The organism is Streptomyces sp. LBL (assembly GCF_029893585.1).
GTDB lineage: Bacteria > Actinomycetota > Actinomycetes > Streptomycetales > Streptomycetaceae > Streptomyces.
The window spans coordinates 96,654-112,225 of sequence record NZ_JARXYX010000027.1 but is presented as its reverse complement, the minus strand read 5'-3'; the positions used below and the strand labels follow the sequence as shown (position 1 = coordinate 112,225).

The window sequence follows — 15,572 nt, the reverse complement described above, 5'->3', positions numbered from 1 at the left end:
GCAGGACGGCGCGGGACCGGAGGACGGCCACCGCGAGGGCAGCGGGGCAGATCGGCGCGGGGAACGGTCCGGCGGCGAGGCGGGCGGTGGGGACGGCTCCGGCAGACGCCGCACGGGGGCCGGCCACGGGCGGAGCGTCCGGCAGAAGCCCGGGCGGAGCAGCCTGCAGGGGCCCGGGCGGAAGCGCCGGATGATGCGCTGGTCGGCGACGACACTCGCGGTGCTGATACTGGGCACGGCCGGCGCCGGATACCTGTACTACGAGCACCTCAACGGCAACATCCAGAAGGGCGCGCGCAGCAGCGGTGACTCCAAGGCCCACCGGGCCGAGCCGAACGCCGCCGGCCAGACGCCGGTGAACATCCTGCTGATCGGCTCCGACAGCCGTAACTCCGCCGCGAACCTGAAGCTCGGCGGGCACCGGGAGAGCGTCGGCAGTCCGCCGCTGGCCGACGTGCAGATGCTCATCCACCTGTCGGCGGACCGCAAGAGCGCCGCGGTGATCAGCATCCCGCGCGACACCCGGGTCGACATCCCCAGGTGCGAGAACCCGGAAAACGGCGAGAAGTACGCGGCGACCAACAAGATCATCAACGAGACGCTGGCCCGCGGCGGCGCCGGCTGCACGTTGACCACCTGGGAGAGCATCACCGGGATCTACATCGACCACTGGATGACGATCGACTTCGCGGGCGTGGTGAGCATGGCCGATGCCATCGGCGGCGTCGGGGTCTGTGTGAACCAGAACGTGTGGGACCACCCGCTGCCCGGCGTGCCCGGCGGCTCCGGACTGAAGATGACGGCCGGCACGAAGAAGGTGCAGGGCGAACAGGCGCTGCAGTGGCTGCGTACCCGGCACGCCTGGGGCAGTGACCCGCTGCGGGCGCGCGCCCAGCACATGTACATGAACTCGATGATCCGCACGCTGAAGGACCAGAACGTCTTCACCGACACCGGCCGTCTGATGAACCTGGCCGAGGCGGCCACCAAGTCCCTGACCGTCTCCGAGGAGATCGGCACGGTGAAGAAGCTGTACGACCTCGGTATGCAGCTCAAGACGGTGCCCACGGACCGCATCACCATGACGACGATGCCGACGGTGCCGGACCCCCAGAACTCCGACCATCTGGTGCCCGCCGGTGCGGACGCCGAGAAGATGTGGGAGATGATCCGCGACGACGTGCCCTTCGACGACAAGGGCTCGGCGTCGGAGGCGACGCAGACCGCGGGCACCGGGAAGGGCGACGGAAAGACCGACGGGAAAACCGACGGAAAAACCGACGGAAAGACCGAGGAATCCGCCGCGGCGAAGGACCGGATCGGTGTCCTGGTGCAGAACGCCACCCGCACCTCCACGCTCGGCCCCGTCTCCGGACGCGCGCGCGCCCTCGCCCAGGCGCTCGTCGGCGAGGGCTTCACCAAGGCGGCCCCGGACTCCTCGGCGACAACGTCCGAGGAGCGGACCGTCGTGCGCTATCCGAGTGCCGAACTGGAGAGCGACGCCCAGGCGGTCGCCGAGTCCCTCGGGATTCCTGAGAGTTCGGTGAAGAAGTCGACGGACGTGTCCGGCGTCACGGTCGTCGTCGGCGCCGACTGGCGTACGGGCACGACGTATCCGAAGCGGTCGGCGCCCAAGGCCGGGGACCTGCCCGGCAACTCCGACGCCATCAACGGGGCGGACACCGACAAGTGCATGGATGTGTACCAGCCGTACCGCTGGTAGCCGGTCTCGGCCGCCCCTCGACCCTCTTCGGCCGCCCTTCAACTCCTTTCAGCCGCCTCTCAACTCCCTTCAGCCGCCTCTCGATCCTCAGGAAAGCTCACTCGCCGCCGAAGTGTGCGGATAATGTGAGCGGTCCAGGGTGATCCCCGGCCACGAGATCTGGCCCAGACGGAGGATTCCGACAACGGTGGACACGCAAGGCCGTGGGCGGTCGGAGAACATCGACCCCGCAGACCAGTGGGTGTTAAACCCGAAGACCGGCGAGTACGAACTGCGACTGAGCCCTTCCGCACCGCAGTCGGCGGTGCCCAAGTCGCGGGCAGCGGGCGCGGCCGGCCGGCGTACGGCGGCGCCCGGGCGTGACGTCCCGTCCCCGCGCAGACGGCCCGGCGGGCCCGCGGAGCCGCTGCCGGGGCGGCGCGGACGTCGGCCGGTCCCGAAGCAGTCGAAGGCGAAGAAGGTCCTGCTGTGGACCGGCGGCACGATGGCGTTCGTCATGGTCACCGCCGCGGGCGCCGGCTACTTCTACCTCCAGCATCTGGAGGGCAACGTCAAGACGACCGACGTCGGTGACGCGGGCGCCGGCAGCTTCAAGAAGGACGAGGCCTTCAACATCCTCGTCATCGGCACCGACAAGCGCACCGGCGAGGGCAACGAGGGCTACGGCGATGCCGGCAGTGTCGGCCACGCCGACACCACGATCCTCTTGCACGTGGCCAAGGACCGCTCGAACGCGACCGCGCTGAGCATCCCGCGCGACCTGATCGTGGACATCCCGGACTGTCCGACGAAAAAGGACGACGGCACCGAGACGACCGTCACTGGGCAGCAGGGCGTCCGGTTCAACAGAAGCCTCGGCGAGGACGGCCGGGACCCGGGCTGCACCATGCGGACGGTGACGGAGAACACCGGTATCCCGGTGGACCACTTCATGATGGCCGACTTCAACGCCGTCAAGACACTGACCACGGCCGTCGACGGAGTCGACGTGTGCGTGACGAAGGCGGTCGACGACAAGGAGTCGAAGCTCGTCCTGCCGGCGGGCGAGTCCACGGTCGAGGGCGAGAAGGCCCTCGCCTTCCTGCGCACCCGGCACAGCTTCGGCAACCAGGGCGACCTGGACCGGATCAAGGTGCAGCAGCAGTTCCTGGGCTCGCTGATGCGCAAGATGTCCTCCGGCGACACCCTCACCAGCCCGGCCAAGCTGCTGAAACTGGCCGAGGCCGCGACCAACGCGCTGACCGTGGACTCCGCCATAGGGAATGTCGGCAGCCTGAAGGACATCGCGCTGGAGCTCAAGCAGGTCCCGCCGAAGAACATCAGCTTCACCACGATCCCGGTGCGGGACAACCCCGCCGAGAGGGTCCGGGCGACGGTCGTCGTCAACGAGGCGACGGCACCGCAGGTCTTCCAGATGATCAAGAACGATGTGTCCTTCACCGAGGTCAAGCAGCAGCAGGCGAAGGAGAAGGCCGCGGTGGCCGCCCGTCTCAAGGGCACCCGGGCGGACGCCTCCGAGGTGCGGGTGCGCGTCTTCAACGGCGGCGCCGCGCCGGGCAGCGCGGGCCAACAACTCGCGTGGCTGCAGACCGAGGCGGGCGTGAGCAAGTCCGAGAACGCGGGCAACGCCGACGCCACGCAGGCGAGGACGACCCTTGAGTACGCGCCCGACCAGGCCGACCAGGCACGCCGGTTGGCCGCCGTCATGGGCCTGTCCGGGGCCGCGATGAAGCCGGGCAAAAGCGTGCCCAACGCCCAGGGACTGCCCACGATGACCCTGGTCCTCGGCGAGGACTTCAAGGGCGCGGGCATCAAGCTCGACGCCGCTTCGGTGAAGGCGCCGGACGTGGACAAGTCCACGGCGGACAAGGTGCAGTGCGCGAGCTGAGCCGGTGAGCGGGGCGGGGGCGGCCGTGGTGTGAGGTCGCCCCCGGCTCTCGTGGCTTCTCGTCAGCCGGCGGTGGCGTCCGCGTGGACCGCCGGGCGCCGTGAGGCGATGACCTTCCTCGCCAGCGACTTCGGGCTGGTCAGGAAGCCCCAGCCCCAGGACATGTGCATGGTGGCGAGGGCCACGGGGATCTGCAGCCGGGCCTTCAGCGGCAGCCCCTTGCCCGCGGGAAGGGACCCGAGGACGATCGCCGCGAGATAGCCGCCGGGGATCACGAAGCCCCACGGGGTGAGCGCCGCGCCGACCACGATCCCGGCCGCGATCGCGCACACCGCGGTCGGCGGAGCGAGGTAGCGCAGGTTGATGGAGCCCTCGTGGTAGCGGGCGACGACGTGCCGCCAGCGGCCGTAGTCCTTGTACTGCTTGGCGAGGGCGCGCACGCTCGGCCGCGGCCGGTACGACACCCTCAGCTCCGGCGAGAACCAGATCAGGCCGCCTGCCTCACGGATCCGGAAGTTGAGCTCCCAGTCCTGGGCGCGGATGAACTCCTCGTTGTAGCCGCCCTGTTGCTCCAGCGCCTCGCGCCGGAACACGCCGAGGTAGACGGTCTCCGCCTGCCCGGCGGCGCCCCCGGTGTGGAAGACCGCGTTGCCGACCCCGATCTTCGAGGTCATGGCGGCGGCGACCGCCTGCTCCCAGTCGTTCTCGCCCTCGGCGTGCATGATGCCGCCGACGTTCTGCGCGCCGGTCTCCGCCAGGAGCCGTACGGCGGTCGCGATGTAGTTCGGCGAGAGGATGCCGTGGCCGTCGACACGGACGACGATCGGATGGCGGGATGCCTTGATCGCGGCGTTCAGCGCGGCGGGCGTACGGCCCGTGGGGTTCGGGACGGTGTGGACGCGCGGGTCTTCCCGTACGAGCTCGGCGGCGATCTCGTCCGTGCGGTCCGTGGACGGACCGAGGGCGATCACGACCTCCATCTCGCCGGCGTACTCCTGCGCGAGGATCGCTTGGACGGCTCCGCGCAGATGCCGCTCCTCGTCGAGGACGGGCATGATCACAGATACGGCGGGGAGCTGCACGTCGGGATTGGCGTTCATAGGGGGATCACGTTACCGCGAACGGGGGACACCGTTGCGCGCCGCCCGGCTGGTGCCCGGGGTCGCAGATCGTATGGGCCTACGGTGCTCACGATCCCACGTACGGCCCCCCATCCGAGTCGGACCGATCCGCCGGACCGGTCCCAGCGGAGGTGTCCTTCCATGCCCACGCCGCCCCGCCGCTCCCCCGCCGCCCGTCCTCCCCAGCGCCGCCGACGGCCGCCCGTACGGCGGAAGAAACCGCGCTGGGCCATGCGGGCGGTGACCACGCTCTCCGTCGCCGTGCTCGCCTCCGCCGGGATCGGCCACGCGGTGGTCACGAGCCTCGACGCGGACATCACCCGGGTCGACCCCTTCAAGGACATGAAGAACCGGCCCCTGGCCGGTCACGGGATGAACGTCCTGTTGGTCGGCACCGACGGCCGCGACCACATCAGCAGGGCCGAGCGGCGCGCGTACCGGCTCGGCGGCGCTCCCTGCCGCTGCACCGACACGATCATGATCGTGCACATCGCGGAGGACCGGGAGCGGGCGAGCGTGGTAAGCCTGCCGCGCGACTCGTACGCCATGACGCCCGAGCACACCGACCGGACCACCGGGCGACGGCACGGCGGCCACCCCCTCAAGCTCAACGCGGCGTATGCGGAGGGCGGACCGAACCTCACCGTGCGCACGGTCGAGAACATGACCCATGTGAAGGTCGACCACTATCTGGAGGTCGACTTCACCAGCTTCATGAAGACGGTGGACGTGCTCGGCGGGGTACGGATCTGCACCGCCGTGCCACTGAAGGACACGTACACCGGCCTGAACCTGCCGCCCGGCACGCACACCCTGCGCGGCGGCCCGGCCCTCCAGTACGTCCGCGCCCGGCACGTCGACGGCGCCTCCGACCTGGGCCGGATGCAGCGCCAGCAGCGTTTCCTGGCCGCGCTGATCGAGCGGGCGACGTCCTCCGGGATCCTGCTGAACCCGATGAGGTTCCGGGACGCGACCCGGGCCGTCCTGGGCTCCGTACGCGCCGACAAGGGCTTCGGCACGGCGGAGCTGCTGGACCTGGGCCGGGCGATGCGGAACTTCTCCCCGTCGTCCTCGGAGTTCACGACCGTGCCGATCGGGCGGATGGGATACGCCGTGAAGGGCGTCGGCTCGACGCTGAAGTGGGACCCGAAGAAGTCCGAGCGGCTCTTCCGCGCCCTGCGCGAGGACGAACCGCTGGCCGCGCACCGCCCGAAGAGCAGGGCCGTGCGGGTGGCGGTGGCCCCGCAGCAGATCCGGGTCCAGGTGGAGAACGGGACCCGGACGGACGGCCTCGCCGGACGCGTGGACGCGGCACTGGCGGCCACCGGGTTCCGTACCACCCGGCAGCCCGTGAGCGCAGCCGGCCGCCGCACCGTGAAGCGGACCGTCGTCGCCTACGACCCCCGCTGGGACCGCTCGGCGAAGTCGCTGGCGACAGCCCTGCCGGGCAGCGAACTGCGGGCGGTGAAGGGGCAGGGGCCGAGACTGAAGGTGATCGTCGGGGCGGACTTCCGGCAGGTGCGGAAGGTGAAGGCCGAAAACCGGTATCAGGGGGAGTTCGGGGTGATGCGGGGGGACGACGCGGGATGCTCGTGACGTTCGAGGCTCCGCGTGGTGCGGGAGGCCGGGGGCGGCTTGCCCGGGATATCCGGAGTTCCCGATTCCGCTGCGGGGGTCTGATCTGTCATGGCCCCACCCTTATGCCAGGCTGACATGCCGATATTTTGTGTCAGCTTCGCAACAGCGGTGCTCTGATTTTCCGACGAACCTTGTAAGGCCCATACCCCAGCCCTGCACACTGGGCCCATGAATGATTGGCCCGACGCATGGTCCGACGAGAACCGCGGCAGCCGGTACGGACGCGGCAGCGCGAGCGCACAGCCCGAGAGCGCCCGTGTGATGCGGCAGGTCCGCCGCGGTCCGGCGGGGCAGCCCGGGCAGGACGGGTACGGCCCCGGCCCGGCCGCCCCGCCGTACGCGGGCGGGGTCCCGCAGCAGCCGTCGTACGTCAACGGCGGTGGCGACTCCGCCTACGGCAACGGCAACGGATACGACGGCTACAACACCGGCCAGGTCTACGGCGGCGGCGGTCCGGGTGGCCCCGGCGGCGGCCGTGGTCCGCGGCCCGCGCCGAACTGGCGCCGCCGGATCAAGTGGACGGCGATCACCGTGACGACCCTGCTGGTCGTGACGACCGTCGCCACCTACTTCTGGGCCGACTCCAAGCTGAACCGCGAGGTCGACCTGTCCAAGGTCATCGACCGGCCCGAGACGGGCGAGGGCACGAACTACCTGATCGTCGGCTCCGACAGCCGCGCGGGCATGTCCGCCGACGACAAGAAGAAGCTGCACACCGGCTCCGCCGAGGGCAAGCGCACGGACTCGATGATGATCCTGCACACCGGCGGCAACGGCGACACCCTGATCTCGCTGCCGCGTGACTCCAACGTCACGATTCCCCAGTTCCGCGGCTCCGAGTCAGGCAAGGTCCGGCCCTCGCTGGGTGCGAACAAGCTGAACGCGGCGTACGCGATCGACGGGCCGACCCTGCTGGTGCGTACGGTCGAGTACAACACCGGCCTGCACATCGATCACTACGTCGAGATCGGCTTCGCCGGCTTCGCGAACATCGTGGACGCGGTCGGCGGGGTCGAGATCGACATCCCGAAGGGCGGCATGAAGGACACCAAGTCCGGCGCCGACTTCACGGCGGGCAAGCAGACCCTGAACGGTGAGCAGTCCCTCGCCTTCGTCCGTACCCGGTACGCGCTGGCAGGCTCCGACCTGGACCGTACGAAGAACCAGCAGAAGTTCCTCAACGCGCTCGCCAGCCAGGTCGCAACCCCGGGCACGATCCTGAACCCGTTCAAGCTCTACCCGACGATGGGCGCGGGCCTGGACTCGCTGATAGTCGACAAGGACATGGGCCTGTACGACCTCGGCAAGATGTTCTGGGCGATGAAGGGCGTCAACGGCGGCGACGGCAAGTCGATGAACATGCCGATCTCCGGCTCCACGGGCGGCAACCTCGTCTGGGACAAGGCCAAAGTGAAGACCCTGGTCGAGCAGCTGAACAACGACGAGACGGTCACGGTCTCGGGTCAGTGACCCGGCCGGCCCTTCGCCGACAAGGGCACCCGGCAGGGTGCCCTTGGGCCGGCGGACCGGGTCATCACATCGTGGCGCCCGCCATCGCACGGCAGGTCTGCGCGCAGCGGCGACAGGCCTCAGCGCAGGACATCATCCGGGGGTCGTCGGGCATCGACATGCAGGCCTCGGCGCACATGTCGCAAGCCTTGGCGCACATGTCGCACATGTCGGCCGACATCGGGGAGCGGCGCATCATCATGTCCGAGCACATGCGGGTCATCTCGGAACAGTCGATCAGCGCGCCCATGACCTGCATCTGCGCCTGACCGCCCTTCTGCATACAGGAGCTCATCGTCTCCTCGCATGCGCTGTGACACGCCATGCACGCCTCGATGCAGTCCTGCATCTCCTTGCTGAGTTCCGTCGTGGTGGGTTGCATGGTTCCTCCTTCGGCACCGGGAACCGCGGGAGCGGATCCCGCACTTCCGTCCTACGCCTGTGGGCGCGCGTCCGCCATGGGGCGGACGGAGGGATTCCGGGGAGGGTGCAACCGCGCGGCGAAACGCGGGTCACGCGGTTTCCTGTTCCGTCAACCGTGATCGCTTGACCCGCGCAGAGTGACAGCGCCGCACGGCATACGCACGTCGCCCTCCGCCTCAAGGTCAGGCGGAGGGCGACGACAAACAGTTGGCGGAGCCTACGGCAGGTTCCTCGCCATCACGATCCGCTGGACCTGGTTCGTGCCTTCGTATATTTGTGTGATTTTGGCGTCGCGCATCATGCGCTCGACCGGGTAGTCCCGCGTGTAGCCGTAGCCGCCCAGGAGCTGGACCGCGTCGGTGGTGACCTCCATCGCCACGTCCGAGGCGAAGCACTTGGCGGCCGCACCCTGGAAGGTGAGGTCGCTGTCGCCGCGCTCGGACTTCGCCGCCGCCGCGTACGTGAGCTGACGGGCCGCCTCGATCTTCATGGCCATGTCGGCCAGCATGAACTGGATGCCCTGGAACTCGGCGATCGCCTTGCCGAACTGCTTGCGCTCCTTGACGTAGCCCTTGGCGTAGTCGAGGGCGCCCTGGGCGATGCCGAGGGCCTGGGCGGCGATGGTGATGCGGGTGTGGTCCAGGGTCTTCATCGCCGTGGCGAAGCCCGTGCCCTCCGCGCCGATCATGCGGTCGGCGGGGATGCGAACGTTGTCGAGGTAGACCTCGCGGGTCGGGGAGCCCTTGATGCCGAGCTTCTTCTCCGGGGCGCCGAAGGAGACGCCGTCGTCCGACTTCTCCACGACGAACGCCGAGATGCCCTTCGAGCGCTTCGACGGGTCCGTCACCGCCATCACCGTGTAGTACGCGGACTCGCCGGCGTTGGTGATCCAGCGCTTGACGCCGTTCAGCACGTAACTGTCGCCGTCGCGGACCGCCTTCGTCTTCATGCCGGCCGCGTCGGAGCCCGCGTCCGGCTCGGACAGGGCGTACGAGAACATCGCGTCGCCCTTGGCCAGCGGGCCGAGGTACTTCTTCTTCAGGTCCTCGGAGCCGGAGAGGATCACCGGGAGGGAGCCCAGCTTGTTCACGGCCGGGATCAGGGAGGAGGAGGCGCAGACGCGGGCGACCTCCTCGATCACGATCACCGTGGCCAGTGCGTCGGCGCCCCCGCCGCCGTACTCCTCCGGTACGTGCACCGCGTGCAGGTCGTTGGCGACCAGCGCGTCCAGGGCCTCGCGGGGGAAGCGGGCCTCCTCGTCGACCGCGGCGGCGTACGGCGCGATCTTCGCCTCGGCCAGTGCACGGATCGCGTCACGGAGCATGTCGTGCTCCTCGGACGGGCGGTACAGGTCGAAGTCAGCCGATCCGGCCAAGGTCTCTCACGCTCCAAAGACGCTGCTGCACTGACGCTAATTACCGTTAAGTAACTCGAATTTTAAGGGCCCGCCCAGCCGAGTGATACGTGACCTTGGCGACAACGGAAAAGTTGCCCGTCGAGGGCCGTTCCCATGCCCCGACTATGCTCTTCCAGCGCAGCACGCACGCCAGGGACGTACCCCCAGGCGCACCCCCAGGCGCACCCCCACGCCGTACCCCAGGAGCACCCCATGAGCCCCAAGATCACCGTGATCGGTACCGGCTACCTCGGCGCCACGCACGCCGCGGCCATGACCGAACTCGGGTTCGAGGTGCTGGGGCTGGACGTCGTCCCCGAGAAGATCGAGATGCTCCAGCGGGGCGAGGTCCCCATGTACGAGCCCGGTCTGGAGGACCTGCTGCGCAAGCACGTCGCCGGGATCGAGGGGTCGAGCGGCCGACTGCGGTTCACCATGGACTTCGCGGAGGTGGCGGCCTTCGGCGATGTCCACTTCGTGTGTGTGAACACGCCTCAGCGGCACGGCGAGTACGCCTGCGACATGTCGTACGTCGATTCCGCGATCGCCTCGCTGGCCCCTCATCTGACCGGGCCCGCGCTCGTCGTCGGCAAGTCGACCGTGCCCGTCGGGTCCGCCGACGGGCTCGCCGCCTACCTGGCCGCGAACTCCCCCGCAGGCGCGGACGCCGAGCTGGCCTGGAACCCGGAGTTCCTGCGCGAGGGATTCGCGGTCCAGGACACCCTGCACCCGGACCGGATCGTGGTGGGCGTGCGCAGCGAGCGGGCCGAGCAGCTGCTGCGCGAGGTGTACGCGAGCCCGATCGCCGCCGGCTCCCCCTTCGTCGTCACGGACTTCCCGACCGCCGAGCTGGTGAAGACCTCCGCGAACTCCTTCCTGGCGACCAAGATCTCCTTCATCAACGCGATGGCGGAGATGTGCGAGGCGGCGGGCGGCGATGTCGCCCAGCTGGCGGAGGCCATCGGGTACGACGACCGGATCGGCCGGAAGTTCCTGCGGGCGGGGATCGGCTTCGGCGGTGGGTGTCTGCCCAAGGACATCCGCGCCTTCATGGCCCGCGCCGGTGAACTCGGTGCCGACCAGGCGCTGACCTTCCTGCGCGAGATCGACTCGATCAACATGCGCCAGCGCGGGCAGATGGTGGAGCTGGCCCGGCAGTCGCTGGGCGGCGGGCCCTTCCTGGGCAAGCGGATCGCGGTGCTCGGCGCCACCTTCAAGCCCGACTCGGACGACGTCCGGGACTCGCCCGCGCTCAATGTCGCCGGGCAGATCCACCTCCAGGGCGGCCAGGTGACGGTGTACGACCCGAAGGGCATGGACAACGCCCGCCGGATCTTCCCGACGCTCGGGTACGCCGACTCCGCGGTCGAGGCCGTACGGGGCGCCGACGCCGTACTCCACCTCACCGAGTGGCGCGAGTTCCGCGAGCTGGACCCGGCGGCGCTCGGCGAGGTCGCGGCGACCCGGCTGATCCTGGACGGGCGCAATGCCCTCGACCCGCAATTGTGGCGGAAGGCCGGCTGGACGTACCGGGCGATGGGCCGGCCGAAGGCCTGAGCCGGTCCGTGGTATCGAGTTCCGTGAATTCCTGACAGGTTTTCGGGAGCTTCGGTAATTCTCGCGGGCCTGGTGAAGGGACGATGCGGTCTGCGGGGATTTCATGTGCGGCTTTCGTCGTCCCGTCCGGGTGGCGAACTCCCTCGCGGGCAGGTACCCCCTTCACGGAAGCCCTCTCCCCCCAGGGCGCATGCAATCTGTCCGCACAATCATCAACACGAGTTCGAATTCCATTCGAGCGGTATGCGGAATCTACCGTTCTCACAGGTCGACCCCCCATGAAAGAGAGCCAGGCAACAATCGGTTAACCATCGCGTAGCCACGCGGAATCCCCCTTCCACTCCACTGGTCGTCATTCGCCACACCGTTCATGTGGATTGACCCGACCATGCCAGGAGAGAACATGCCCTTGTTCCGTAGGGCGGAGTGGCCAGGGGATCACCGCGACGAGGCGGTGGCGGGGGCGCTTGTCGGCGCCGTGGTGATCGTGCTGGGTTACGCGTCGGGTATCGGCGCCCCCTCCGCCTCCGGAGAGGCAGCCGTCCCCCCGACACCGCCGCCCGCCGCCTCGGCACCGGGAAGCCCCGCGCCGACTGCTCCGGGCGGCTCCGGTACGCAGGTCCCGGGGGCCGGGGCGGGCCAGTTCCCGGTCGGTACCGGTGAGTTGCCCGGGTACGGCGGATACGGCGGGATCGGCCCGGGCGCCGGGTACGGCAGCGGCGGTCAGGTGGGCGGTATCGGTGGCATCGGCGACACAGGTGGTGCCGCCGGGTCCGGCGGGCCCGGTCACGGCGGCCACCCGACCTCCCCGCCCGCCGGCCCCAACTCCCCCTCCCCCACTCCCACCCCGTCTCCCACGCCCACCCCGTCCCCCTCGGGCTCCACCCCCGCCGACGGCACCTGCCAGGACGGCGAGGTCACCCTCGTACAGCCGCTCCTCGGCGGGCTCACCCAGCCCGTGTTCGGGCTGCTCGACGGCACGGACGACGAGACGCCGGAGCCGCAGCCTTCCCCTTGTGTCGGGCTCGCCCCGGTCTCGCTGACCGGCCTGCTCGGCGTAGGCGCCTCCCCCCAGCCGGAGGCGACCCCGTGACGAGACGCCTCGGCCGCACCGTGCTCCTGCTCCTCCTCACCCCGCTCCTCTACGCCCTGGTCGGGGCGCCCCAGGCCGCCTCCGCCCACACCGAGCTGGTCTCCTCCTCCCCCAAGGACGGCGCTCGCCTCAAGAAGGCGCCGGGCCACCTCACGCTCACCTTCGACGAGCCCGTCGGCGTCACCGACGTCCGGGTGCTGACGGTGGACGGTGACCGGCTGCCGGTGTCCCGGGCGGCGACCGGCGGCACCCGCGCCGTGCGGGTCGCGCTCGCCGCGCCGGAACACGGTGATCTCGCCGTCGTCTGGTCCGTCGTCGACGAGGAGGACGGACACGCCTCCTCCGGCCGGATCACCCTCAGCATCGGCACACCGGCCGAAAAGGCCGCCACGACCGGCGGCGACGAGGCCGCGTCCCCCGCTCCCGCGCCGTCCCCCTCGGTGCGCAAGGGCCTCGTCGCCGCCCGCTGGACCGGCTATCTCGCGCTCGCCCTGTTCCTGGGCGGTCTCGGCTTCCTCGTACTGCTGTGGCCGCGCGGCGCGGACGAGCCTCGCGCCCGGGCCCTGCTCGTGCTCGCCTGGGGGGCGGGACTGCTGGCGACGGTCGCGAGTATCGGCCTCCAGGGCGCGTACACCACGCTCGGCGGCTTCCGGGACGCACTGCGCCCGGCTACGTACGCCGACGTACTGACCACCGAACCCGGTGTCGTGCTCGCCGCGCGCGTTCTGCTGTGGGTGCTGGCGGCCGTGGTGCTCGGCGCGCTGCTCCAGGGCGGGGCCCGCACCTCCCGCTCCCCCGGCTGGCGGGTGGGCGCCCTCGCGGTGACCTTCGGGCTGCTGCGGACGACCGGGATGACCGGCCACAACTCCGAGGGCAGCGAGCCCACTTGGGGCGCGGTCGCCGACTTCGTCCATCTGCTCGGCGCCTCCCTGTGGATCGGCGGACTGGCCATGCTCACGCTGGCCGTGCTGCCGCGCCGGCGGGCCGGGGAGCTGGCGGCGGTGGTGCCGGGCTACTCACGGCTCGCGGCCGTGAGCGTCGCCGGGATCGTCGGCGCCGGGCTGGTGCTCGCCTGGCAGGTGGTCGGGTCCTTCGGTGCCCTGCTGCACACCTCGTACGGGCAGCTGTTGCTGCTCAAGACGGGAGTTCTCGGGTGCGTCCTGCTCGCCGCGTACGCGAGCCGCCAGTGGGTGCGCACCCGCCTCGATCTCGCCGTGCTGCTGCGCGGCGACGCCGCCACCGTGCGGTCCTTCGGCTACTCGGTCGCGGCGGAGACGGGGCTCGTCCTCGTCGTGCTCGCCGTGACGAGTCTGCTGGTCACGGCCGACCCCGGCCGCTGAACTCTCCCCAAGCACAAAGGAGTCGTAGTGACGCAGAACAACGAAACCGGTGACCGGCGGCGCAGGCCGCCCACCGGGAACCGGGGCCTGCTGGTCGCCGGGCTCGGCGCGGCGGTGGCCGCCGTGCTCAGCCTCGGACTGCTGAGCGCGGTCTCGGGTTCCGGGTCCGACTCGGTGCAGAACGCGGGCGCGGCTCAGGCGCCCGCAGCAGCTGCCGCCGAGGCACGGCCCGCCGCTGCCGCCAAGGCGGACTACCAGGTCGACATCATGGGCAACAAGTTCGGCAACGGGAAGCAACTCGTCGTCGAGGTCGGCCAGACCGTCCGGTGGACCAACCACGACAGCGTGCCGCACACGGTCACCACCACCAAGGCGCCGGTCAAGTTCGACTCGGGGACCCTGAACCAGGGTGACTCGTGGTCGTACACCTTCACCAAGGCGGGGACGTACGCGTACTACTGCGCGGTGCACCCGGACATGGTCTCGTCCGTGAAGGTCGTCGCGGCAGGCGGCGGTGGCAGCAGCGGTGGTGGCGGCGGCGGTTCGACGCCGGCGCCCACGCCGACGACCGCTCCCACGGGCACGCCCACGACGGGCCCCACGGCCACGCCCACCGGGAAGCCCACCACCACTCCGACGGGGATGCCGACCGGTATGCCGACCGCCACAGGCGGCACCGGGGGCGGTTCCGGCGGCGGCACTGGAGGCGGTTCCGGCGGCGGTTCCGGCGGCGGTTCCGGTGACGACGAGCAGTGCGCCAGCGCCCAGGACGTACTGATGCCGATCCTCCAGCACCTCTACGCGGCGCACCTGGAGCGGTCGCCGGGCGAGCAGGTGCAGGACGCTCTCGCGCTCGACTCGTACATCAAGATGCACACCGTGTGGGTCGAGAGCATCCTCAAGCCGGCCGTGGAAGGCGGCGGCTCGGTGGTCGACGACACGCTCGGCGTGCTGCTGAACCACGTCAACAGCGCACACCTGCAGGAGTCGCTCGGACAGCAGGTCACCGACCTGCTGAACGTCGACAGCTACGTGAAGATGCACACCGTCTGGGCCGGGCAGCTGCTCACGCCCACCACGGACTACATCACCGACAACTGCTGACGCGGTCCGCGACACAGGTGGACGCCGCTCCGGCCGGGGCTCAGCCGGCCGGAGCGGCGCCCGTGTCCATTCTCCACTCCACCGCCACGCATCGGGAACCGCCTTCCAAGGAGACCGGGATGACGACTGTCACCCTGCCCACCGTCCCTCCCCCACCGGAGTCGCGCGACGACGCCGACCGCCGGTGGCCCCGGCCCGGCCGGTACACCGTGGCTTCCGGCCGCTCGCTCACCGAACTCACCGCCTGGTACGGGCCGTTGCCGACGCTGCGCCGCCGCGTGGCCCTGACCGGAGCGACCCTCACCGTGCCCCACCGCTCTTCCGGAGCAGGGGCCCGCACGGGGCCCGACTCCCCTGCCGGCACCTTTTCCGAGACGGTGTCCGAGTCCCCCTCCAAGGCCCCCTCCGAGTCCCCCTGCGACTCCTCCCCGGACGCCTCCTCTCAGGCATCCTCCGATCAGGCATCCTCCAACGCCGGGCTCCCTTCGTTCCGCTTCGAGTTCGACGGCCGATACCTCACAGCGGCCCTCATCTCCGAGCGGGTCGACGAGGCCCGTGGCCGACTCCAGGTGACCGCCGACCTGGACGTGAACGGTGTCGCCTTCCCCGTGTTGCTGCGACTGCGGGTGGTCGAGCGGGCCGACGACCGGCTGCTCGTCGTGGGGCGGGCCCGGCTGCCGTACCGGCTACTGCGGCGCGCCACGGGGTTCCGGTTGCCGTGGCGGAGGCCGGCCACCCGGCTGCGGCTGCTCGTCGCGGCGGAGTTCGTGTGAGGGCGGC

At 70.3% G+C, this 15,572-nt stretch carries 12 protein-coding genes; 9 read left to right on the top strand and 3 right to left on the bottom strand.

Annotation, left to right across the window (positions count from 1 at the left end):
- Positions 1-193: 193 nt before the first annotated feature.
- Complete coding sequence (locus M2271_RS29325) at positions 194-1,723, top strand: LCP family protein (protein ID WP_280890407.1); 1,530 nt, start codon at positions 194-196, stop codon at positions 1,721-1,723.
- A 187-nt stretch (positions 1,724-1,910) separates the two neighbouring features.
- The gene (locus tag M2271_RS29320; protein WP_280890377.1) at positions 1,911-3,611 is read left to right on the top strand and encodes an LCP family protein; all 1,701 of its coding nucleotides are present in this window, start codon (positions 1,911-1,913) and stop codon (positions 3,609-3,611) included.
- A gap of 62 nt (positions 3,612-3,673) precedes the next feature.
- Here M2271_RS29320 and M2271_RS29315 read toward each other — a convergent pair whose 3' ends face one another.
- Positions 3,674-4,711 (bottom strand): glycosyltransferase family 2 protein, encoded by a 1,038-nt coding sequence (locus M2271_RS29315; protein ID WP_280890376.1) that lies wholly within the window; start codon positions 4,709-4,711, stop codon positions 3,674-3,676.
- Positions 4,712-4,873: 162 nt separating this feature from the next.
- Here M2271_RS29315 and M2271_RS29310 point away from each other — a divergent pair, with 162 nt between their 5' ends.
- Complete coding sequence (locus M2271_RS29310) at positions 4,874-6,328, top strand: LCP family protein (RefSeq protein ID WP_280890375.1); 1,455 nt, start codon at positions 4,874-4,876, stop codon at positions 6,326-6,328.
- 210 nt (positions 6,329-6,538) lie between these two features.
- On the top strand, positions 6,539-7,840 hold the full coding sequence (locus M2271_RS29305; protein WP_280890374.1) for an LCP family protein: 1,302 nt from the start codon (positions 6,539-6,541) through the stop codon (positions 7,838-7,840).
- 64 nt (positions 7,841-7,904) lie between these two features.
- Here the strand turns inward: M2271_RS29305 and M2271_RS29300 are convergent, their stop codons facing one another.
- Both M2271_RS29300 and M2271_RS29295 read right to left on the bottom strand, forming a co-directional pair.
- Entirely contained in the window at positions 7,905-8,261 is a 357-nt protein-coding gene (locus M2271_RS29300) for a four-helix bundle copper-binding protein (RefSeq protein WP_280890373.1), read from the bottom strand.
- 258 nt (positions 8,262-8,519) lie between these two features.
- Positions 8,520-9,677, bottom strand: a complete 1,158-nt coding sequence (locus M2271_RS29295; protein WP_280890372.1) for an acyl-CoA dehydrogenase family protein — start codon at positions 9,675-9,677, stop codon at positions 8,520-8,522.
- 234 nt (positions 9,678-9,911) lie between these two features.
- Between M2271_RS29295 and M2271_RS29290 the strand changes: the two genes are divergently transcribed.
- The 5 genes from M2271_RS29290 to M2271_RS29270 all read left to right on the top strand — a co-directional run bounded on the left by M2271_RS29290 (position 9,912) and on the right by M2271_RS29270 (position 15,565).
- Positions 9,912-11,255: a UDP-glucose/GDP-mannose dehydrogenase family protein gene (locus M2271_RS29290; protein ID WP_280890371.1), complete on the top strand. Its 1,344-nt coding sequence runs from the start codon at positions 9,912-9,914 to the stop codon at positions 11,253-11,255.
- A 403-nt stretch (positions 11,256-11,658) separates the two neighbouring features.
- Complete coding sequence (locus M2271_RS29285; RefSeq protein WP_280890370.1) at positions 11,659-12,348, top strand: hypothetical protein; 690 nt, start codon at positions 11,659-11,661, stop codon at positions 12,346-12,348.
- Positions 12,345-13,688: a copper resistance protein CopC gene (locus M2271_RS29280; protein WP_280890369.1), complete on the top strand. Its 1,344-nt coding sequence runs from the start codon at positions 12,345-12,347 to the stop codon at positions 13,686-13,688. Before M2271_RS29285 ends, M2271_RS29280 begins: the two co-directional genes overlap by 4 nt.
- A gap of 27 nt (positions 13,689-13,715) precedes the next feature.
- Positions 13,716-14,792, top strand: coding sequence for a cupredoxin family copper-binding protein (locus M2271_RS29275; protein ID WP_280890368.1), 1,077 nt, complete (start codon positions 13,716-13,718; stop codon positions 14,790-14,792).
- 119 nt (positions 14,793-14,911) lie between these two features.
- Entirely contained in the window at positions 14,912-15,565 is a 654-nt protein-coding gene (locus tag M2271_RS29270; RefSeq protein ID WP_280890367.1) for a hypothetical protein, read from the top strand.
- Positions 15,566-15,572 lie beyond the last annotated feature (7 nt).

Excerpts from the sequence above, each read along its gene's own strand:
- M2271_RS29325 (WP_280890407.1), top strand. The coding sequence starts at position 194 with ATGCGCTGGTCGGCGACGACACTCGCGGTGCTGATACTGGGCACGGCC.
- M2271_RS29315 (WP_280890376.1), bottom strand. The coding sequence starts at position 4,711 with ATGAACGCCAATCCCGACGTGCAGCTCCCCGCCGTATCTGTGATCATG.
- M2271_RS29310 (WP_280890375.1), top strand. The coding sequence starts at position 4,874 with ATGCCCACGCCGCCCCGCCGCTCCCCCGCCGCCCGTCCTCCCCAGCGC.
- M2271_RS29305 (WP_280890374.1), top strand. The coding sequence starts at position 6,539 with ATGAATGATTGGCCCGACGCATGGTCCGACGAGAACCGCGGCAGCCGG.
- M2271_RS29300 (WP_280890373.1), bottom strand. The coding sequence starts at position 8,261 with ATGCAACCCACCACGACGGAACTCAGCAAGGAGATGCAGGACTGCATC.
- M2271_RS29290 (WP_280890371.1), top strand. The coding sequence starts at position 9,912 with ATGAGCCCCAAGATCACCGTGATCGGTACCGGCTACCTCGGCGCCACG.
- M2271_RS29285 (WP_280890370.1), top strand. The coding sequence starts at position 11,659 with ATGCCCTTGTTCCGTAGGGCGGAGTGGCCAGGGGATCACCGCGACGAG.
- M2271_RS29270 (WP_280890367.1), top strand. The coding sequence starts at position 14,912 with ATGACGACTGTCACCCTGCCCACCGTCCCTCCCCCACCGGAGTCGCGC.